Annotated in this window: 18 protein-coding genes; 10 read left to right on the top strand and 8 right to left on the bottom strand. The window is 58.2% G+C overall.

From position 1 onward, the window contains the following. The first annotated feature begins 24 nt into the window (after positions 1-24). The 7 genes from DES29_RS09185 to DES29_RS09155 all read left to right on the top strand — a co-directional run bounded on the left by DES29_RS09185 (position 25) and on the right by DES29_RS09155 (position 5,927). Positions 25-579 carry an MptD family putative ECF transporter S component gene (locus tag DES29_RS09185; protein WP_021994712.1) on the top strand — a complete coding sequence of 185 codons (555 nt, stop codon included), beginning with the start codon at positions 25-27 and terminating at the stop codon, positions 577-579. After that, complete coding sequence (locus tag DES29_RS09180) at positions 560-1,339, top strand: energy-coupling factor transporter transmembrane component T family protein (protein ID WP_021994713.1); 780 nt, start codon at positions 560-562, stop codon at positions 1,337-1,339. Before DES29_RS09185 ends, DES29_RS09180 begins: the two co-directional genes overlap by 20 nt. 8 nt (positions 1,340-1,347) lie before the next feature. Next, entirely contained in the window at positions 1,348-2,850 is a 1,503-nt protein-coding gene (locus DES29_RS09175) for an ABC transporter ATP-binding protein (RefSeq protein WP_021994714.1), read from the top strand. 52 nt (positions 2,851-2,902) lie between these two features. Continuing rightward, positions 2,903-3,439, top strand: coding sequence for a heme utilization cystosolic carrier protein HutX (gene hutX, locus DES29_RS09170; protein WP_021994715.1), 537 nt, complete (start codon positions 2,903-2,905; stop codon positions 3,437-3,439). A gap of 294 nt (positions 3,440-3,733) precedes the next feature. Continuing rightward, positions 3,734-4,255 (top strand): flavodoxin family protein, encoded by a 522-nt coding sequence (locus DES29_RS09165; protein ID WP_021994716.1) that lies wholly within the window; start codon positions 3,734-3,736, stop codon positions 4,253-4,255. Further along, a complete protein-coding gene (locus tag DES29_RS09160; protein ID WP_021994717.1) occupies positions 4,255-5,169 on the top strand; it encodes an ABC transporter ATP-binding protein in 915 nt (304 codons plus the stop codon). Before DES29_RS09165 ends, DES29_RS09160 begins: the two co-directional genes overlap by 1 nt. Beyond that, positions 5,169-5,927, top strand: a complete 759-nt coding sequence (locus tag DES29_RS09155; RefSeq protein ID WP_201638766.1) for an ABC transporter permease — start codon at positions 5,169-5,171, stop codon at positions 5,925-5,927. The genes DES29_RS09160 and DES29_RS09155 overlap by 1 nt, the downstream gene beginning before the upstream one ends. Before the next feature lie 9 nt (positions 5,928-5,936). Here DES29_RS09155 and DES29_RS09150 read toward each other — a convergent pair whose 3' ends face one another. The 3 genes from DES29_RS09150 to aroD form a co-directional block, all read right to left on the bottom strand. Next, complete coding sequence (locus DES29_RS09150) at positions 5,937-7,211, bottom strand: alpha/beta hydrolase (RefSeq protein WP_021994604.1); 1,275 nt, start codon at positions 7,209-7,211, stop codon at positions 5,937-5,939. Positions 7,212-7,449: 238 nt separating this feature from the next. Then, a complete protein-coding gene (locus DES29_RS09145; RefSeq protein ID WP_021994605.1) occupies positions 7,450-9,246 on the bottom strand; it encodes an FAD-dependent oxidoreductase in 1,797 nt (598 codons plus the stop codon). Positions 9,247-9,348: 102 nt separating this feature from the next. Beyond that, positions 9,349-10,269: a type I 3-dehydroquinate dehydratase gene (gene aroD / locus DES29_RS09140; RefSeq protein WP_113854784.1), complete on the bottom strand. Its 921-nt coding sequence runs from the start codon at positions 10,267-10,269 to the stop codon at positions 9,349-9,351. Between the two features lie 167 nt (positions 10,270-10,436). On the opposite strand from aroD, the gene DES29_RS09135 reads away from it, so the two are divergent. From DES29_RS09135 to DES29_RS09125, 3 genes are read left to right on the top strand one after another with little or no spacing between them, the layout of a single operon-like run. Further along, positions 10,437-12,341 (top strand): sensor histidine kinase, encoded by a 1,905-nt coding sequence (locus tag DES29_RS09135; RefSeq protein ID WP_236578900.1) that lies wholly within the window; start codon positions 10,437-10,439, stop codon positions 12,339-12,341. 13 nt (positions 12,342-12,354) lie between these two features. Beyond that, positions 12,355-12,993, top strand: coding sequence for a response regulator transcription factor (locus DES29_RS09130; protein WP_021995981.1), 639 nt, complete (start codon positions 12,355-12,357; stop codon positions 12,991-12,993). Continuing rightward, the gene (locus DES29_RS09125; RefSeq protein ID WP_016474770.1) at positions 12,990-14,444 is read left to right on the top strand and encodes an FAD-dependent oxidoreductase; all 1,455 of its coding nucleotides are present in this window, start codon (positions 12,990-12,992) and stop codon (positions 14,442-14,444) included. Before DES29_RS09130 ends, DES29_RS09125 begins: the two co-directional genes overlap by 4 nt. Before the next feature lie 260 nt (positions 14,445-14,704). Here the strand turns inward: DES29_RS09125 and pflB are convergent, their stop codons facing one another. The 5 genes from pflB to DES29_RS09100 form a co-directional block, all read right to left on the bottom strand. Then, entirely contained in the window at positions 14,705-16,951 is a 2,247-nt protein-coding gene (pflB, locus tag DES29_RS09120) for a formate C-acetyltransferase (protein ID WP_113854781.1), read from the bottom strand. Between the two features lie 48 nt (positions 16,952-16,999). Then, complete coding sequence (gene pflA / locus DES29_RS09115; protein ID WP_021995985.1) at positions 17,000-17,734, bottom strand: pyruvate formate-lyase-activating protein; 735 nt, start codon at positions 17,732-17,734, stop codon at positions 17,000-17,002. A 435-nt stretch (positions 17,735-18,169) separates the two neighbouring features. Continuing rightward, complete coding sequence (locus tag DES29_RS09110) at positions 18,170-18,904, bottom strand: amino acid ABC transporter ATP-binding protein (protein ID WP_113854780.1); 735 nt, start codon at positions 18,902-18,904, stop codon at positions 18,170-18,172. Between the two features lie 5 nt (positions 18,905-18,909). Continuing rightward, positions 18,910-19,668: an amino acid ABC transporter permease gene (locus tag DES29_RS09105; protein ID WP_005429680.1), complete on the bottom strand. Its 759-nt coding sequence runs from the start codon at positions 19,666-19,668 to the stop codon at positions 18,910-18,912. Between the two features lie 145 nt (positions 19,669-19,813). Beyond that, positions 19,814-20,590 carry a basic amino acid ABC transporter substrate-binding protein gene (locus DES29_RS09100; RefSeq protein WP_005429681.1) on the bottom strand — a complete coding sequence of 259 codons (777 nt, stop codon included), beginning with the start codon at positions 20,588-20,590 and terminating at the stop codon, positions 19,814-19,816. Between the last annotated feature and the right edge of the window lie 823 nt (positions 20,591-21,413).

The following is a 21,413-nucleotide window of genomic DNA, read 5'->3' as shown; positions in this document are numbered from 1 at the left end:
TTTATTCCAGGAGCCGTCACTGCGATGACAACGACCAAGCCTCAATGGATTAAAAGGCGTTGGGAACCGAGAGAGCTCGTGCTCATCGGTGTCTTTGCCGCTGCCGCCAAACTCTCGAGTCTCTTGATTGCACTCGCGGGCGGCGGGATGAATCCCATTTCGCTCCTGGGAAAGAATTTGGTCTATACGACCCTCATGATCGTGCTGCTCACCAAGGTTCCGAAGCTTTGGACGCTCACGCTCTTTACTGTGGTGAGCATGCTCGTAAGCGTCCTGCTTTTGGGCGGAAGTCTGACGCTTCTCCCGGCGGCCTTGGCGGGCGCCCTTCTGGGTGAACTTTTCGTCGTGCTTTCGGGCGGCGTTCATAAGCCTTGGGCGCCTTGGGTGGGGGTCGGAGTCTACGACTTCGTGAGCAAGATGCTTTCGCTCGGGGTGTCCTATCTCTTCCTGCGAGAGACCCCGGCACTGATGACGATCATCATCCCGATCGTGCTGCTCGGTTATGCGGGCTCTGTGATTGGTCTCTGGTTTGGATGGAAAACTGTAGGGGAGCTCCGCCATGCGGGTTTTGTTCGTTAAAGACGAGAGCTCAATGCTGCGGGGGCTTGACGCCAAAACAAAGCTCTCGGTCATGCTGGTCTCCGCCGTACTTGTTGTGGCTTGTTCCGGCGTCATAAGCCAGATGGTGCTCTTTCTTTTCACGCTTGTCTACGTGCTGATGCTTAAGCGCCCGAAGCTCGTGACGCTGCTCTACATTCTTATGGCCGTGATGATGGCGGTGTCAGCCGGGTTCGGGTGGCTTATTTCGCTCTGGGCGCCGAAGCTGGGCGGTCTCTCCGCCCAAGCGCTCTTCGTTCCGTTTCTGCGAGGCGTCTCCATGATGAATGTGGTGATGGTGCTCGCACTCACGACGCGTGTTGAGGACTTGCTGGGAACACTGGAGCGTTTGCATCTGCCCTTTGTTGTCTTTTTGCCGGCAGTAGTCATGCTTCGCTTCATCCCGACCTTCACAAACGATATTCGTCAGGTCTGGGAGACGCTTCGTATCCGCGGCTGGCCGATGGGCCCCGTGATGATTACGACGCACCCAATCCTGTCGGCTCGCCTGCTGTTCACGCCGATCCTCTTTCGCGCACTCAAATCCTCTGAAACGCTGGGTATTGCAGCGGAATTGAAGGGCATCGGCACGGCGCACCGCACGGTGCTCCCAAAGGCGCCGCCGCTCTCCCAACTCGATCGAAACATCTTTATAGCGATGGGTGTCTGCGTCGTTCTGGCGCTTCTCGCTGAAATCTTCCTGCGCGAGCTCTTTATGACGCCCGGCGCTGTCATGCCTTGATTAAGCCCATGCACGCGATTGAACTGAAGAAAGTTTCCTACCGCTACAGCGGTGCCGAACCAGACTCGCCGGATGCGGTTCGATGTCTTGATCTCACGGTTGATGCGGGCGAGCTTAAGCTCGTTACCGGCGCTTCGGGCTGCGGCAAGACGACGGTCATGCGGCTGGTGAACGGCCTGTGTCCGCAGATCTACGGCGGCACTCTGTCGGGTGAAGTATTGGTCGACGGCAATCCCACGCAGGATACGCCCGTGGCGGTGCTCTCAGAGCATATCGGCACGCTTTTCCAGGATCCCGAAGAGCAGTTCTTCGCGCTCAATGTGGGCGATGAGATCTCCTTCGCGCTCAAAAGCCGTGGCGTGCCGTTTGAAGAAATCGGTCCCCGCGTAGACCGTGCTGCCAAGCGCATGGGGATTGAACATCTTCTCGCGCAGGACATTCACGAGCTCTCTGAAGGGCAAAAGCAGAAGGTCGGACTCGCCTCGATTCTCGCGCTCGGCCCCAAAGCGCTCATTCTCGATGAGCCGAGCGCCAATCTGGATCCGGAAGCCACAGTGTCGCTTGCCGGCATCCTCGGTGAACTCAAAGCCGAGGGCGCTGCCATTCTCGTGGTCGACCATCGTCTTTACTGGCTTAAAGGCTTGGTTGATGAGGTCCTCGTCATGCAGGCCGGAGCGGTGGCGGTTCGGGGCCCGTTCTCTATTCTTGACGATGAGAATGTGCGCCGTCTTTACGGGCTTCGCCAAGCCGAGGTGGAGGATCTACGCCCGACCCTGCCGCGCATTCCGACGGCACTGGGAGACGGGACCGTGCCGGCGGGCTTTTTTGCGGCCGAACACGTCTCCTTTACGTATAAAGGCGCTCAAAAGCCCATCTTCAGCAACGTGAGTTTTTCGGTTCCCGCAGGGATTACGGCGCTGATCGGTGCAAACGGAACGGGCAAAACAACGCTGGCGCGCATCTTGACCGGGCTTAATGAAGCCGAAGGCGTCTTCTCGATTGAGGGCCGGCCCGTTGACCGCGACGGCCTCATGCCGCATTCGGGGCTGGTGCTCCAAAATGCCGACCATCAGCTTCAGATGCGCACCGTGCGCGAAGAGGTTGAGGCTTCGATGATTGCAGCCAAGTCCGCAGCGAAAAAGCACGCGGCTTTCTGGCAGCGTCTGAAGACGCCGAAACTCACCGCCGAAGAAGAAGCGTGGGTCACGGAGCTCCTCACGACGCTGCGTCTGGCTCCGCTCGCGGAACGCCATCCGCAGAGTCTCTCGGGCGGCGAGAAGCAGCGCGTAGTCATTGCTTGTGCGCTTGCCAAGAATCCGCAAATTCTGATTCTGGACGAACCGACGTCAGGGCTCGACGGCGCCAATATGGCCTCCATTTCCAAGCTGCTTAAGGCCGAGGCTGCCCGAGGCCGAGCGGTTTTCCTGATCACCCACGATCTGGAGCTTCTGCAGGCCTGCGGAACTGCGCTCGACATGAAGGATCTGCAGCCGGCTGAAGCTGCCCAATGATTTTTTCAGACTTTGCACAACCTTTTTTTCACTTCACAAAGGAAACAACGCCATGACCAACTGCTGCTGCAAGAAGCCTACGGCCGAACAAGCCAAGATCATCGAGGAAATGCTGGCTGCGCCCTATCCGGTGACGGTGAGCTCCATCGCCGGCCGACTCGGCGTAACGGATCTTGAGGCTGCCGAACTGCTGCCGGAAGCCAACTGCACCTTCGTCAAGGGCGACATCACAGAGCGCTTCATCGAAATTTGGGCGGAACTCGCTTCCTGGGAAAAGATCACGCTTTTCATTCAGCATGAAGGCAGCATCTTTGAAATTCAGGGGCAGCTCCATGAGGGAAAGATTGCTCAGGGCTACTACAACATCCTCGCCAAGTCGGCGACAATCGGCGGCCACATGAAGTATGACTCGTTCTCGGCCGTGGCTTTCACGACCTTCCCCTTCATGGGACGCGAGTCTCTTGCCGTGCAGTTCTTTACCAAGGAAGGCAAAACGGCCTTCTCGGTTTTCGTCGGTCGAGAAAATCATCAGCTCGTCGAATCCGTGAAGGAAAAGTTCATTGCCGCCCGAGCCAAGTTCTCGGCCTGATCGATCCGCTTCAGCTCGTCTCAAACCGCTCTGCCTCCGAAGATCGCTTCCCCCAACGATCTCGGGGGCTGCGCATTAAGCTCGTATGAAGGGAGATGCGTTAGAAAAGCGGCTCGTTGGGATCGTGAGCAAACGGCTCGCCGTCATTCTGGCTCAATTGTGCTTGGGACGGGAGCCTTATTTACGCCGCAAGCATGCTTCGAACACGCTGCGGCGAATCGCTTTATTCTGACTGCGCAGACGGACTGCATTTCAACGGTCCTGCGTTCACTACCATTTTCGAGGAGATTCCCCATGACCGCTGCCGCCAAGCCCCTTGTCGTCATCAGCTCCCGTACGGGCAACACCATGATTCTCGGTCACGCCATCTGCGACGCGATGCCTGGCGCCGTCCTGGTCAAGCCTGAAGCGCTGCCCGAAGACCTGTCGGGCTTTAATCCGATTCTGCTCGGTTTCTGGTGTGACCGCGGCATGGCGCCTGAAGACATTCAGGCGGCAGCAAAAAAGCTCGAAGGCAAGACGATCGGGTGCTTCGCCACCATGGGCGGCAATGCTGAAACGCCCGAAGCGCTCGACTGGATGAAGCGTACGTCGGAGAGTTTGGCAGCCGCGGGCAAAAACAATACCCTCGCAGGCACTTATCTCTGCCGCGGCCGTATTGACCCGGCGCTCTTCGAACGAATGACCGCGATGATGGGCGGCAAGGTGACGCCTGAGCGCGAAGCGCGCCGTCTGGCGAGCGAAACGCACCCGGACCGCATGGATCTCGAGCGCGGCGTCGAGCGTTTCCGCACCATCTTCGGAGTGAATTGGTAATGGCCTCGGCACAGCCTGCCGTTCGCATCGACTCCCTCGAAAAACGCTATGCCTCGGGCACGCTGGCCTTGAAGGGCGTGAGTTTTGACGTTGAAGAAGGCGAATTCTTCGGTCTGCTCGGCCCCAACGGCGCCGGCAAAACAACGCTGATTTCCTGCCTCGGCGGACTGACCACGCCGACGGGCGGGCGCATTCTTGTTCGCGGCATGGATACCCGTACAGATCGACGAGCCGCATCGCTCTTTCTCGGCATCGTGCCGCAGGAAATCACTTTCGACCCGTTTCTGACGGTGCGCGAAACGCTGCGCTTTCAGTCGGGCTACTGGGGCATTCTCCGAAATGACGACTGGATTGATGAAATTCTCGCCAATCTGGGTTTGACCGACAAAGCGGACGCTTCCATGCGCGCGCTCTCGGGCGGCATGAAGCGCCGTGTGCTCGTTGCCCAGGCGCTCGTTCATAAGCCGCCGGTGATCGTGCTCGATGAGCCGACGGCCGGCGTAGACGTTGAGCTTCGCGAACACCTCTGGGACTTCATCGGACGGCTGCATCGCGAGGGGCGGACGGTGATTCTCACAACGCACTACCTCGAAGAGGCGCAGGCGCTTTGCAGCCGCATCGCCATCATGAAGAAGGGCGAGGTTGCGGCGCTTGACCGCACGGAAGCGCTTTTGTCGCGCTTTGAAGGCCGAGTGCTCCGCTGCCGGCTGGTAAAGGGGGACCTGCCGCCAGAAGCGGCCCGCGACCTCATGCGCCGTCACGGCAATGATGTGACGCTGCGAATTGAAGACGCCGACGACGCTTTGCGAAAGCTCGAAAGCCTGAAGGCGGCCGGCGCGGAGATTGAAAATCTGACGGTAGGACAGCCTGATCTGGAGGACGTCTTCCTCGCTGTTACGGGAGGTGAAGCCTGATGTGGATTCCTTTCTGGACGCTTTTTAAAAAGGAAGTGATCCGCTTCCTCAAGGTGTGGATGCACACCGTGCTGGCCCCTGTCCTCACGGGCGGGCTCTATCTCTTTGTCTTCGGCGAAGCGCTCTCCAAGCACCTGCCCGTTTATGAAGGCGTGTCCTATACGGCCTTCATCATTCCAGGGCTCATCATGATGACGGTGCTGCAGAATGCGTTTTCCAACACGGCGAGCTCACTCATTCAGTCGAAGATTTCAGGAAACCTCGTCTTTATTCTTCTGCCGGCCATCCCGGGACCGCAGGTAGCTGCTGCCTATATCGGCGCGAGCTTCGTGCGCTCAGCACTGGCTGGAGCCGGGCTCTATCTGCTCTGCTCCTGGTGGGCATCGCCCCCGATGCGGGAACCGGGGCTCCTCATCGCTTTCGGCTTCTTCGGTGCGGCCATCATGGCGGCCTTGGGTCTCATCACGGCGCTCTGGGCCGAAAAATACGATCAGATGGGAGCGGTGATGAATTTCGTCATCATGCCGCTCACCTTCCTTTCGGGCGTCTTTTATTCCGTGGATTCGCTCCCGCCCTTCTGGCAGGCCGCGAGCCGCCTCAATCCCTTCTACTACTTGGTTGACGGCTTTCGGCAGGGATTCTTCGGCAGCGGCGACACCAACACGACGCTGAGCCTACTCATCGTTGCCGCAACGGCTTTGGCCGTCACGGCGGCGGCCGTGGTGCTCCTCGTTAAGGGCTGGAAGATCCGCACTTGAAGGAGGCGCTTACACGGATCTTTCCATGACGGACTGAATCACGCGCTGCTGCTCATCAAAATACGGATTGAAGGTCAGACGGGCACGGATCCTGCCGCGGCGCTTGTCGCCCCAGGCGCCATAGTCGACCTCGCCCCGGCGGCAGGCTGCGTAGGAGGGCTTTTCGCCCTCGGGCGTACAGATATGCGAGCGGCCATGCCGGCCGTATTCCGGATTGTCGGGGGAGAAGCTCATCGCCATGTGCGAGAAGCTCCAAATGCGCTCGGACGGAATTTCATCGGGATGCACAATAATCCGCGGATCTTTGGCGGCTTTGCCCAGACTTTCGCGGGAGCCGTACCAGATGAAGCGGGACTGCGCGGAGGTAAAGCGCTGCGGAATCCATTCAATGAGCGATTGAGCGTCGAGAATGGAGTCGTGCTCGGAGAGCATCACCACAGCAGGCTTGGCAAAGGGCTTCGCCTTGAGCGCATCATCAACGCCGCGCATTGTATCGACGAAGGCCGCGAGCCCTGACACCGGGACCATCGTATAGCGAAAGGCTGTCTGACCGCCCATCAGGGATTCCTGAGGTTCCCTGAGCCACGTGATGAAGGGCTTTAAGAGCGGCGCGAGGAAGGTGAGATGCGTGCGCACGACAAAGGCGGGCGAAAAGAGCAGCAGCCCGTCGGCATCCGCTTGGCCGGTAAGCGCGGCCTCGAGCGCCAGATTGCATCCGGTGGAGAAGCCCCCCAGCCACATCGGCCGCGGTTTCCCGTCGGTGCCCGGTCCCAGCTGATTGAGATCCCGCCGCAGCACGGCAGCCTGTTCATTCACGACGCGCCGCCAGTCGTCAGCCGTCGGAGCTGCCATATCTTCGGGCATGGTTCCGCAGCCGGGAAGGAGCACTGTGCGCACCAGCCATCCGGCAGCCGAAAGGTTCTTCGCTTGGTCAACAAAGGACCACGGCGAATCGCCTAACCCGTGAATGCAGAGAATGCCGCCCAGAATCGGCGTGCCCGAGGGCGGACGTGTCTCCGCTGGGCAGTTGGCTTCAAGCTCAAGCGCATGATCGTCCGTGGCCCAGCGTCGGCGCGATTCGATCCAGGCGCGCGTGTCGGCAGCATAGACCGCAAAAGTCGTTTGCCCGAGAGGCTGTATGAGCGGCTCGGGTACATTCGGTTTAGAGGCGCATGCCGTGAGCGCGCCGGCGCTCAGAAGTGCGCTGCCCGCCGCCGTATAGAGGAGCCGGCGGCGAGAGAGGCCGCCTTGGGGCTGGGAGTGTGAGATATGGGAATGCTTCATGGTGAAATGAAGCGTAGCGCAAACGACATTTTCGAACAGTTTGCAATTGCGTCTGATTTCTGCCTGATAACGCTTTTGCCGATCGCTCTCACGGCCGCAAAGGCAAATGCAGATAAAAAAAGCAGCGTGACGGCGTCACGCTGCTCCAGGTGCTTATGCCGGCGAAGCGCCCTGACGGGTGTTCGCTAACCACTCGTTTTTAGGGGGATTGCGCTCGTCGGCAATAAGGGGGAGAGGCTTATTTGCCTGCTTTGATGGCCTCTGCGATGGCATCGGCAGCAACGCGTCCGGAAGTGAGCGCCCAGCCGACGTTGGCGCCGGCAGGCGAATCGTCGCCCATTACGCCGCCCACAAGTTCACCCGCGCCGTAGAGGTTGGGAATGACTTTGCCGTTGCTCTGGATGAGATTGAGGTGGTCATCCGTGCAGACGCCGCCCATTGTCGTGGCGAAGCGGGGCTTCTGTTCGACGATGTAGTACGGGCCTTGGGCGGCAATTTCAGCCTTCATGTACTGGACAGGACGGCCAAAGTCAGCATCTTTTTGTGCTTTCACAAAGCTGTTGTACTTGGCGACCGTTGCCTTGAGATTTTCAGCGTTGATGCCGGTAAGCTTGGCCGCTTCTTCAAGCGTCGCGCCCTTCACAAAGATCGGAGCCGACTTGCCGTTGGCGGCAAGGTACTTGTCAGCGTCTTCGTGCGAAACACCCGTTTCCGGGAGACGCTTATAGAAGCCTTCCCAAGACTTTTGATCCATGAAGACATAAGCCATGCCGCCCTTTTGCTGCAGCATCGGGTCGAGAATGTGACGGTTCGACGCCTTTTCGTTGACAAAGCGCAGACCGTCGCGGCTCACGAGGATGCCGGCCTGATCGAACGCGCCGACATTGGCGTAGATGGTGGACTTGGCCTTGCCCGGCGCAACTTCAATGCCGTTCGGATAGCGCTTGCCGTATTCGAGGAGCTGGGTTTTCACGCCAAGCTTCTGGGCCATCTGCAGACCGTCGCCCGTTGAGGAGACGGGGCCGTAATAGAGCGTGTTCTTATAGGTATCCGTGAGAAGGTTCTTATTGTTGCCGTAGCCGCCGGTGGTAAGCAGCGTCTTCTTTGCGCGGATCGTGTATTTGGTGCCGGTGTTGCCGTCAACGGCTTCAACGCCCGTCACCTTGCCGTCCTCGACGATCAGTTTTTCAACACGGGTGTTGAAGAGAACCTTCGCACCGTTGGAGCCGATGACTTCGCGCAGATGCTGCGCCATCGTACCCGCGCCGCCCTGGAATTCAAGGGCGCGGCGATGGGAGTATTCGGCGAGGAACGGGAGGTCGTTCGGAATGAACTTGACGCCGACCTGATCGTGGAGCCAGTCGATCGTCGGACCGACGTTCTTTGCGTAGAGCGTGAGCTTGGAGAGGTCGTTGAGGTTGTGGCCATTGGCCTGAAAGTCCTTCACCATCGATTCGACCGAGTCATCCGTCACGCCGAAGGCCTTCTGGAGCTTGGAGCCCTGCGCGACCACTTGGCCGCCCGAAATGGAAGCGGCGCCGCCGATGAAGGGCATTTTCTCGACGAGAACGACGTTGAGGCCGTTCATGCGTGTGCGAATGGTGGCGGACATGCCGGCGCCGCCGCCGCCCACGACGACGACATCGGTGTCGACGGTTTCATTTTTCGCCTGCTTTTTAACAGCGAGCGGAACGAGCGCCGCAGGGTCCGCACCGGCCTGCTTTACCGTGTCGGCTACGGCCGTGCGGATCGCCGTTGAGGTGATGGTGGCGCCGGTAACGCCGTCAACCTGCGGGGATTGACGCTCTACGATGCGGTCCGGCAGCAGCTCAGCGGCCTTGGAGCCGATGCCCGGGGTTTCGGAATGCGTAACCTTGACGTCGGCAATCTTATCCTTCGTGAAAGTGACCGTGACTGTTACGTCGCCGTGGATGCCCGGCGCTTTGGCCGTATAGGTGCCCGCCTTAAATTCAGCGGCGGATGCGCCGACGGCAAATACCGCGGCAATGGAAAGCGTGAGGAGAGTCTTCTTCATATTGAAATCTCTGCGGTGAGAAGTTGGAAGAAAGTGAAATTCAAGCATCCGCCGCCGTGACTGGAAGCGGCGGAAGTGTTGGAAACGGCGGATCAGAACAGATCACTGAGGATTCATAGCCTTGTGGAGCACTTCAAGGACATTGAGACAGTCCTCGGCAGGAATTTGACCGGGGGCGCTCGCTTTGCCGCCGACGCTCGCAAACGTGAGGTCAGAGCCGAATCCTTCGCCCGTAATGCGGGTGAGTACGCCCCATTTGCCCATGGCCATCGTGAGCATCGGACGGTTCGAGTAGTAGTGGCGGACTTTGGCCGTCGCGTTCATCACGGTGAGGGCGTCTTCAGGCGAAGCGGCCATGACGGCGAGTTTCAAAATATCCGCGCCGGCTTCCTCTTCGAGCAGAAGGCGGCGGATCAGTTCGCCTTCGTCCGGGGTGAATTTGAATTCATGGTCGCTGATAATCACCTTCACGCCTTTCTTGTGAGCGGTGTCGACGAGCCGGCGCACCATGGCGGCATCGCGGAAAAGTTCAATATCGACTATATCGGCACGGCCTTCGGTGAGTACCGCTTCGTAGACTTCTCCGTAGTAATCGTCCTCGGCAATGAAGGGACCGCCGTCCGTGCCGTTGCGAAGCGTCACGAGCACAATCTTGTCGCCCGCGGCCTCATAGGCGCGGCGGGTCACATCAGCATACTGTTTGGGTTCAAGGCGGCCCAGATAGTCGATGCGGACTTCGATCATGTCGAGCGTCTTCATCGCCGCAAAGCGCTTCACCGTCGCAACGAGATCGTCCGGCGTCTTGGCGGTGGTGGGCGCGATGAGCTTCGGGCGGCCTGTGCCAATGGATCGTCCCTTGATTTCGATGGGCTCGACGGCGCCGGGCTGCCAGCCCTTGACACGATTCATCGTATCGATCGGACGCGTCTTGCCTTCGAATTGATCAATGGTGCTCGCCTGAGTGACGCCTGCGGCAGAGACTGCGGCGGCGAAAGCGGAACTGAGGAGATGACGGCGCTGCATAAGGGTGCTCTTTTTTTCTGATAGATAGTGGAATCAACGGCGAAGCAGAATCTTTTGGGTAAATTCGATTTCTGCTCCGGATGTGCAGAAGGAGTTTGCTACAGTGCCTTCCCTGGGCCTACCCCCGTTCGGGGGAGGGGCTGACATTCTTGTTTTTTGCCGGACTCATGGCTTCGATTTCGCTGCGGCTGCTGATTCCTTTCGTCTGCTCATTCGTTTCTTTATTTGGGGCGGAGCCGGCCGTCGGACGTCCTCCGGAGGGAGAGACGCCGGCTGCGGTTTCTTCGGCGTCCCTCGCCATAGATCCTCAGGCGCAGCAGTTTCGCCCTGTGATCACGATTGCAGAACTCGATACATTGGTCAATCCCTACGACGCTTTCATGCTTCGGCAGACGGCGGCGGCCTTGCAGCGCGCACTGCCGAAGTATTTCGTCAGGACCGTGACGATCGCTGACGCCGAGGCGAAGACTCAGATTGAGCGTCTGCGTCCGGACTTTCTTTTTGCGCCGGCTTCTTTTTCCGGCATGACCGGAGTCGAGGCTGCCCGTATCGCCACTCGGCGCACGAATCTTGCCCAGAGCGCAGAGCGTTCAGTGGGAGCCGTGTTCGCTGTCCGTGCGGATTCCCGCTTTCAATCCCTTGCGGATTTGCGCGGCCGCAGGGTCTTTGCGGGACTCCCGACGGCCATCGACGGCTGGCTTGCAGCCGCACGGGAACTCCGGCAGCAGGGGTTCGAACCGGATCATTTTTTTGGGTTTGTCGGATACCGCAACAATGCTTATCCGGATGTGCTTTCCGCACTTCTTAACGGCTCGACCGATGCGGCGATTCTGCCCGCCTGCCTGCTTGAAGCCGTGCGCATGCACGGCCTGGTGCGCGCGGAGGATATTCGGGTTATTAACGCCAAGACCGGAGACCTCGCCTGTGCGCACTCAACGGCGCTTTATCCGGATTTGAGCTTATGGTCGCTTTCTTCCGCTCCGGAAACCGCGGTACGCGATATGACCGTGGCGCTCCTGGGGCTCAGAGATGCGAGCGGGTATGAGTGGCTGACAAACGTTTCGCATGCGGATGTCGACGGGCTTTTGAAGGACCTGGAAATCGGTCCCTATGCTTATTTGAAGGATATGAGTCCCCGCGCACTCATTGAACGGCACTTTGGCAAAGTACTGGCAGCAGCTGGGTTTTTGCTGCTCCTCGTATTGAATGAACTGAGGCTGCATGCGCTGGTGCGGCGCCGCACGCGGGAGCTCGCAGAGGCGATGAATGAACGTGAGCGTCTTGCCGAAGAAGCTTCTGCCGCTCGGCTCGAACTCGCCGGTTTTGAACGTCGCTCGATTGTGCAGCAGATGTCGAGCATGATTGCTCATGAAATCAATGCGCCCGTGGGCGCTTTGCGCACCTGGGCGGCCGTGATCCGCATGAAGTGTCCGCAGCGCGTTTTCCGCGATGATGAAACCAGTGCGCATGCCGGACTTGAGCAGGCTCTCGGGCGCATCGACTATGAAGCGAACCGCATCGCCGACATCGTCTCGAGCGTGCGCGCATATGCGAAAAAAGAGGACGAACCGCTGGCGGCATGTGACCTCATGCCAATCATTGAGCGGGCGATAAGCGCTTTCCGTGCGGAAGAGCGAAGCGCCGAACGCACAAAAGTGGTTTTTTCTTCTGCAGTGCGTGAAGCTTGGACTACAGGGCGTCCCCTCGAACTCGAAATTCTCTTTCTCAATCTGGTGCGTAATGGTGCATCAGCGATGAAGTCAATGAAGGATTCGCTCAAGGAACCTCCCGAAGTTCGTCTCACACTCGATAAACCGCAGGAAACCGCAAATCGCTGGCGGATACGGGTGGAGAATCCCGGCGTCATGCTCGACGCGGGTTCACTCGAGCGCCTTAATCGCAATGCTGCCAGCGTTTCAGCCGATCCTTCAACCTTCGGCGGCTTGGGACTCGGTCTTTCTATCTGTCGAGGCATAGCCGATCGGCATGGCGCCTCTCTTCTCTTTGAAGCTCGCCCGACGGGAGGCGCTGCGGCTGTCGTTATGATCGATGCTCGGGATTTGCCGCTCTAAAAGGATTTTTTCCATGAAATGCATTCTGCCCGCGCCTTTGGTGCGTCTTGTCGACGATGACAATGACTTTCGTGAAAGCCAAAAGGCCTTTCTCACAGCGCTTGGCTGGCAGGTGGAGGATTGGGAAAGTCCGGCGGCGTTTCTTCAGGATGACGACCTCCAGCGTCCGGGGTGCGCTGTACTGGATATCCGCATGCCCGGCATGACAGGGCTTGATCTGCAGCGGCGTTTTGTAGAGGCCGGGAGCTGCTTGCCGGTGATTTTTTTGACCGGGCACGGCGATGTTGCAACGGCGGTGCATACCATGAAATATGGTGCACTGGATTTCCTTGAAAAACGAGGGGATCCGATGGTGCTGGCGGCTGCCGTGGAGCGTGCCTGCAAAAAGTCACTTGCGGCAGCGAAGGCGGCAGCCGAAGCTCAGAGTTATCAAACGGCCTACGATGCGCTGACGCCCCGAGAGCGTGAAGTTTTTGTGCTTGCGGCTAAAGGGCTTTCCAATAAGGAAGCTGCCGAAGTGCTCGGCATCGGTGCGGAAACCGTCAAGATGCATAAAGCCAATGCTTATGCCAAATTGGGCGTTCAGAGTTCTCTCGAGGCTTATCAGTGGCTGGAGAATCTCCCGACGCCGCAGCCAAAGGATGTGGCATGACGACACGCAGAACGCTTCTCACCGCGGGCGCAGTTGCCTCGGCCTTGCCGTCATCGCTTCTGGCAGTTGCTCTTGAAAATTCATCCGATGCGCTCGAGACTTGGCAGCAGGTCATCGTGATCGGTTCCGGGCTCGCCGGTCTGACAGCCGGCGCGAGCGCACTGGAGTCCGGTGCCCGGCGCGTGCTGATATTGGAAAAAGGACCGCTTGTCGGCGGTCACTCTCTTTATTCGAGCGGCTCCATCGCTGCGGTGGCGCCGGATCGTGCCGGAGCATTTTCAAATGGCTGGCGCGACTCTGTCGAACAGTTTGTGGCTGATGCGCTCGCTGTGGGCGGCGGCAGCGGAGACCCGGAACGTTTGGTGCAGATTGCCCGCGGGTCCGCAGCTATGCTCGACTGGCTTGAAGGGCTCGGCGTCTCCTTCGGCCGCCCCTTTGAAGCCCGATCGGGACTTCATCCGCGCAGCTGGGCAATGCCGGGCAATTCTGCCGGACGGAGCTATGTTCTCGCTGTCATGGACTGCTATCGGCGTTTGGGCGGGAAAACAATCCTCTCGGCGAAGGTTGAAACGCTTGAACGGCAGGAATCGTGCTGGAAGGTCGGCGTAACCATTCGCTCAGAAAATGAAGTTCGCCTCAAGTATTTCCAAGCGCCTGCCGTCATCATTGCGTCCGGCGGCTTTACCGCCAATGTCGAACGCCGCATGAAGATCATGGAGCAGCTCACTCCCGATATTCATACGAGTGCCGATCCTTATGGCACCGCTTGGGACGGCGCACAAGGCGATGGTTTGGACCTGGCGCAGCGCGCCGGCGGCGTTATTGCCGAAGGTTTCGGCTTGCAGCTGCTGCCTTTTTGGGGCGGCCGATTAATCGACTATGCGGGCGGCGACATGTACGTGGATGAAACCGGCCGACGCTTCGTCGATGAAAATCTGCCTTGGAATGCGATTTCTGAACACATCCTCAGTCTGAAGTCCCGGCGCTGCTGGGTGATCACCGATGCGCAGTCTTATAAGGGTGCAACGCTGAGTCTGAAGCTCATCAACGGCATCGTGAGAAAAGCCGGCTCCATCAGGGAGATGGCAGCAGCGATGAGGATCCCTCCGACGGTGCTCGAACAAACGTTCGCCCAATACAATCGGGCGGCTGATGCAGGGCTGGATCCGCTGACCGGCAAAAAGTTCTTCACCCAAAGAATCGAAAAGCCGCCCTTTTATTTTGGTGAGGAGCAGATCTATGTGCACACCACTTTGGACGGCATTTTGACGGATGCCCAGGCGCAGGTGCGTGCGCAAACGGGGGGCGTTATTCCGGGACTTTTTGCCGCTGGAGAGGTCGTCGGAGGGATTTTTGGTTTTGACCGGCTCGGCGGCGCCGGCATCACGAACTGCCTTGTGATGGGACGCATCGCCGGCCAAAGAGCTGTTGAATGTCAAAGCGGCACTTAAATGCCGGCATGGCTCCTTTCTAAAGGACTTGGGGCGAGCCCTCAATGCGGCAGAGGATTGGGCCAGCCTAGTGTCACTTAAGGGGCGGTTCCAGCTGTCCTCTCCGGCCGAAATGCAGAGCTTCGCTTTATAGATTGCCGGCCTTTGTCGGGCTGCAAAAAAAATGCTCCCGAAGAAACGGCATGCGTTCATCGGGAGCTTAAAGCTGCCATCCGCTCGAAGCGCTGAAGGGAGAAGGCCCTTCAGCGCCTAGGGCGTCATTACATGCGCTTGTGGCAGGTGCGGGAAATCACATCGAGCTGCTGCTCGCGCGTCAAATCGATGAACTTCACGGCATAGCCGGAGACGCGGATGGTGAAGTTCGCGTACTCGGGCTTTTCGGGGTGTTCCATCGCGTCGATGAGCTTCTCCGTACCGAAGACATTGACGTTGAGATGGTGAGCGCCCTGAGCGAAGTAGCCGTCCATCACGTTGACGAGATTGTCCGCGCGTTCGTCAAGCGAGTGGCCGAGCGCGTCGGGGCTGATCGTCTGGGTGTTGGAAATGCCGTCAAGCGCATACTCGTAGGGGAGCTTTGCTACGGAATTGAGCGAGGCGAGCAGACCGCTCTGCTCTGCGCCGTAGCTTGGGTTGGCGCCGGGCGCAAGCGGCGCGCCGGCTTTGCGGCCGTCGGGGAGCGATCCTGTAGCTTTGCCGTACACCACGTTGGACGTGATCGTGAGAATCGAGGTCGTCGCTTCGGAATGACGGTAGGTCGGGTAGCGGCGGATGCAGGTGAGAAACTCCTTGAGGAGCCACACAGCAAGCTTGTCCGCACGATCGTCGTCGTTGCCGTAACGCGGGAAGTCGCCTTCCGTTTCATAGTCCACCACCACACCGGCCTCATTGCGGATCGCTTTCACGCGGGCGTACTTGATCGCACAGAGTGAATCGACCACGTGTGAGAATCCGGCAATGCCGGTTGCGAAGGTGCGGCGCACGTCGGTATCAATGAGCGCCATTTCAGCGGCCTCATAGAAGTACTTGTCGTGCATGTAGTGGATGAGGTTGAGCGTATTGACGTAAATCCCCGCGAGCCAATTCATCATGGGCTTGAAGCGCAGCATCACTTCGTCGTAGTCGAGGTACTCGCTCGTGATCGGGCGGAAGGCCGGCGCCACCTGCGTGCCGGTCTTTTCGTCAACGCCGCCGTTGATGGCGTAGAGCATGCACTTGGCGAGGTTGGCGCGAGCGCCGAAGAACTGCATTTCCTTGCCGGTTTCGGTGGCCGATACGCAGCAGCAGATCGAATAGTCGTCGCCCCAGATCGGACGCATCACATCGTCGTTTTCGTACTGGACGCTCGACGTATTGATGGAGACCTTGGCCGAATATTTGCGGAAAGCCTTCGGCAGGTTCTTCGAATAAAGCACCGTGAGATTGGGTTCCGGAGCCGGCCCCATATTTTCGAGCGTATGGAGGAAGCGGAAGTCGCTCTTCGTTACCATCGAACGGCCGTCCATGCCGAGACCGGCCATCTCCAGCGTGGCCCACACTGGGTCGCCAGAGAAGAGCTGGTTGTAGGCCGGAATACGGGCAAACTTCACCATGCGGAACTTCATGACGAGGTGGTCAATGAGCTCCTGCGCTTCAGTTTCCGTGAGCGTCCCTTCAGCGAGATCACGCTGGATATAAATATCGAGAAAGGTAGAGATACGGCCCACGGACATGGCTGCGCCGTTTTGCGTGCGGATGGCGGCAAGGTAGCCGAAATAAAGCCACTGCACGGCTTCGCGGGCATTCTTCGCCGGGCCGGAAATGTCAAAGCCGTAGCTTTCGGCCATGACTTTCATCTGTCCGAGTGCGCGGATTTGGTCGGAAAGTTCCTCACGCTGACGGATAACGTCGTCAGTCATGATGCCGCAGTCGCAGTTGGCGAGGTCCTTCTTTTTTTCCGCGACCAGTGCGTCAATGCCGTAGAGCGCTACGCGGCGGTAGTCGCCCACGATGCGGCCGCGTCCGTACGTGTCGGGCAGACCCGTAATGATGTGGTTGCGACGGGCCACGCGCATCTCGTCGGTGTACGCATCAAAAACACCCTGATTGTGGGTCTTGTGGTACTCGTTGAAGATCTTGGTGTATTTATCGTTCACATGGAAGCCGTACGTGCTCGCCGCTTCCTGAGCCATGCGGATGCCGCCGTAGGGCATGAACGCACGCTTGAGGGGCTTGTCGGTCTGCATGCCGACCACCTTCTCGTATTCCTTATGTTCAGGGTCGAGATAGGCGGCAGGGTAGGCTGTAATGGAGCTGACAATTTCGGTTTCACAGTCGAGCACGCCGCCCCTGGCGCGTTCTTCCTTTTGAAGTTCGGCCAGGCGTCCCCAGAGTTTGCGGGTAGCGTCAGTGGGTTCGGCGAGGAACGATTCGTCGCCGTCATAAGGGGTGTAGTTCTGCTGCACGAAGTCGCGCACGTTGACGTCGTCGCGCCAGTGATCGCCTCGGAAGCCTCTCCAAGCGTTGGTCATATAAACCTCCAGAAATAATCAAAGCATTCAAAAGTTTGGGGAAATCGGTCAGTCGCCGAACGCATGCAGAATGCGTTTCGCATTGGCTACGCGTTCAGGTTCGGGGGGCAGAACGTCTCGGATTTTGTTGGGTATTCCGAGTCGGTCCCATTTGGGGACGGCAAACGTGTGGTAAGGAAGCACCTCCACGCGTTTGACCGTTCGAAGTTGGGCAACGAAGGCGGCGAGTTTCACGAGCGCAGCATCTTCATCCGTCCAGCCCGGCACGAGCACATGTCGGATCCACATGGGTTTGCCGTGTTCGGAGAGCCACTGGGCGCAGGCCAGAATGGAGTCGTTCTTCCAGCCGGTCAGCCGCTTATGTGTCAGCGGGTCAATGTGCTTGAGGTCGAGCATCACGAGATCGGTCGACTTCATGAGACGCTCAAATTTGACGAGCCACGCCGGATCCTTTGTGAAGGGCAGACCGCACGTATCGAGCGTGGTGTTGATGCCTTCGGTTTTGGCCAGTTCGAAGAGTTCAATCAGAAAGTCGATTTGCAGGAGGGGCTCTCCGCCGCTTACCGTGATGCCGCCCTCTTTGCCCCAGTACGGACGGTAGCGCAGCGCCATGCGAAGCACTTCGGCAGCAGACTTTTCTTCACCGGCATGAATGCGCCAAGTATCCGGATTGTGGCAGTAGACGCAGCGCATCCGGCAGCCCTGCATGAAGACCACAAACCTGACGCCGGGGCCGTCAACGGACCCGAAGGTTTCGTAGGAATGTATGCGGCCGAGAGGCATTCGTCGGATCTCCGAGAGGGAAACAATGGCGTGAAAAACTAGTGGCAGGCGAAAGTCTGAAGGAAGCAGATTGCATTGCGAGGCTATCAAGCGTACGGGTTTATGCCAATCCTTCAAAAGAAGCAGGTGACAGCGGCAGACCGCAGCAGAGCAAATGGGCTGAAAGCACAGCTAAAACAAATGCTTTCTCATGCATGAAAGTAAGTTACCGGATAAGTGCTTCCTCGTAGGTACTTCTTTTGATTGATTGTACGGTTCAGCTTGATGATACGCAAAGAATTCGGGTCCGCTTACGTATTCATGATTACATTAATTTGTTTTGTAAATCAATGACATTGAGGATTATCGAGGTGCTTTCCTTTGAAGCGAAAAAAGCCGAAGCGCATGAAGGACGCTTCGGCTTGAGTTTGAACTTTGAAAAAGGCTGAGGCCGTTTCACAACACTCGCGCGAGGAAGGACTTTGTACGCTCTTCTTTGGGCGCGACCAGAATTTCCGATGGTGCGCCTTCTTCAATGATATGGCCGCCGTCCATAAAGACCACGCGGTCGGCGACCTCTTTGGCAAAGCCGATTTCGTGCGTCACGACGATCATCGTCATGCCCGATTCAGCCAGCTGCTTCATGACGGCAAGCACTTCGCCCACGAGTTCCGGGTCAAGCGCAGAGGTCGGTTCGTCAAAGAGCATAACCTTGGGTTCCATGGCAAGTGCGCGGGCAATAGCAACGCGCTGCTGCTGACCGCCCGAAAGGCTTGCCGGATAGGCGTCGGCCTTGTCGAAAAGCCCGACGCTCTTGAGGAGTTCAACAGCACGGGTCTTGGCTGCCGCCGGATCCTTTTTAAGAACGAGCTGCTGGGCAAGCATGACGTTCTCAATGACGGTTTTGTGCGGCCAGAGATTGAAGCGCTGAAAAACCATGCCCAGGTGCTCGCGCACGTGATTGAGGTCGGTCTTCGGATTGGTGACTTCGACGCCGTTGAAGAAGATGGCGCCGGAGGTCGGTATCTCAAGGGCGTTGATGCAGCGAAGCATCGTGCTCTTGCCCGATCCCGAAGGGCCGAGCACAACGACCTTTTCGCCCGGCATGACGTTGAGATTGATGCCGTCGAGCACGACATGGTCGCCGAAGGCTTTCTTCAGATTCTGAATGGATACGATGGGTTCGGTCATGGCTCTTAGCTCCCAATGCCGTTGTCGCCGCGGCCGAGGCGGGCTTCAAGTCTGCGGATGCCCCAGGCGAGGAGCAGCGTCATCACCCAGTACACGCAGGAAATGGTGATGTAGGGTTCCCAGTAGCGGGCCGAAGCGCCCGCGACAGTACGGGCGGCGTAGGCGAGTTCGGCCAGGCCGATGGCGGAGATGAGCGAGGAATCCTTCAGGATAGCAATGGCGTTGTTGCCGAGTGCGGGCAACATGCGGCGGAAGGCCTGCGGCAGGATGATCGTACGCATGGCCTGCATGTAGGACATGCCGAGCGAGCGGGCAGCTTCCATCTGTCCCTTGTCGAGCGACTGAATGCCGGCGCGAAAGATTTCACACATATAAGCGCCCGAATTCAGGGTGATGGCGCAGACGCCGGCGAGCATTGCACCGTAGTTCGAGCGGATGTCTCGGGCAAGCTGACCCGAAATCAGCAAGCCGTCAACCGGGTGAATAAAGACCGGCAGCACGGCAAAGTACATGAGAAAAATCTGCACAAAGAGCGGCGTGCCGCGAAAGAAGCTCACGTAGACCGTGATCGGCCAGCGCACGCAGTAGTGCAGGAAGCCTTTAAGCGGGTTGTAGCGCGCCTGTGCGAGGCGGCCCATGCCTAAGAGCGTTCCCAGACACATGCCCAGGCAGACGCAGATGATGGTCACCTGAACGGTCGTCCAGGCGCCATGGACGAAAAGCGGCCAGTATTCCGCAATAACACTGGATTCGAAGCCAAACATGAGGGATCCTTTTTGTTGTTGTTCTGAATAAGGAAAACGCCGCGTCCGGATATGTCGGATGAGCGGCGCGTTTTAACCTTGAAGCCGATGAGCAGCCGGGGAATCCTCTGCTGCCCTCTGCTTCAAGGATTGAGTCAAAGGACGATCACTTCGTGAAGGCCGGAAGCTTCGGAGCATCCGAACCGAACCACTTGCGGTAGACCTCGTTGTAGGCGCCCGACTCGATAACCTTCTTCAGGCCCGCGTTGACGTCGTTGAGCACCTGAGTGTTGCCCTTGCGCACGCCAATGCCGAAGTACTGTTCCTGGAATTCCGGATCACGGCACTGATTGAACTTCTTGTCGGGGTTCTGCTTCATGTACCACTGCAGCACGCCCACGTCGCCGATCATGGCGTCGACGCCGCCGTTGGCGAGCTCTTCAAGCGCGAGCGGCGTGTTGTCAAAACGGCGGATGTTGGTCGAAGCCTTGCCGAAGGCGTTCGAAGCGGCTACGTCGCCAGCAGAAGCATTGACGACGGCGATCAGCTTGCCCTCGAGATCCTTGAGGCTCTTAATCTGCAGGTTCGAGCTCGTGAGGATGAGCTGGTGGGCGAGGAAGTAGGGTTCGGAGAAGTCGACGGCCTCCTTGCGCTTGTCCGTGATGGTGATGCCGGACATGATGATGTCGCGGTCACCGTTGTTGAGCGCCGGGAAGATGGTCGACCAAGTGGTATTGACGAACTCGACGTCAAAGCCCTGAGCCTTGGCGATGGCTTTCATCAAATCGATGTCAAAGCCGACGATTTCTTTGTTCGGCGCTTCGTATTCAAAGGGACGATAGGTCGCGCCTGTGCCGACCGTATAGGTCACAGCCTGAACGGCGGTGGAGGCGAGCAGAGCAGCAAATGCGGCGGCAGTGAGAACTTTGGTCTTAAGAGACATGAACAAACTCCATCAATCGGAGCGGTCTGCAGGAGGTTCTGCGGCCGCATATTTGAATTTTCGAAAACGAATTTTGCTGATCATGACTCACGCTGTAAAGGCTTCTTTTGAAAGTGCAAATGCGTTTCCTGCGTCAAGTTGATGCGGCCTAGGACTTGAGGCTTAGTTGCTGATATTTGTCGACAACATGGCCTTTCATCCTCAGTCTAAAAACGAATGATTCAAGGGACTCGGATACAGCAAAATCAGGTGCGGTGCGTGCCTCCGGGATCGACTGCACCTCACGAGCAGGCGCCGCGCCCGCATTCCCTCAGACTTCTATTTCGATCGCTCCAATGATCGGGCCGGCTCGTTCTCCGAAGACGGTCATGACTTGGTTTGGCAAGGGCGCAATTGATGTGCTGATACCATGCTGTTAGCATTGATTTAGCATAAATAGGAGATGCCATGGTAAACATTCAAGTGCGAGTAGATGAACATCTCCGCGACCAAGCCCAACAAATCTTGTCCCAGATTGGTATGGATATGACTACAGCTTTGACATCCTCTCCGCCCTCAATCTCTGGACCACCCACCCGCTGTCAAGCGGTCTACCGCTGTTTTTGATTCCGGAACTGAGGGCTGTCTCAGGCAACCTCAGGCAACCCGAGGTCAAGTGCTTCGCGTATAAATAGCCTGCCGCCGAAGGCGGCAGGCGGCTTTATGCCGCGAAGCACTTGACGGAGCAGCCGCCTAGCTACCATCTATCGGACGAAAAATATTGTCAGATGCACCACATAGCGAACTCCCAAGCGGAGGTTTCATTTCCAGGCATGCCATCGAC

The organism is Sutterella wadsworthensis (assembly GCF_003315195.1).
GTDB lineage: Bacteria > Pseudomonadota > Gammaproteobacteria > Burkholderiales > Burkholderiaceae_F > Sutterella > Sutterella wadsworthensis.
The sequence above is the reverse complement of the archived record's forward strand: the minus strand, read 5'-3'. Positions and strand labels throughout refer to the sequence as shown.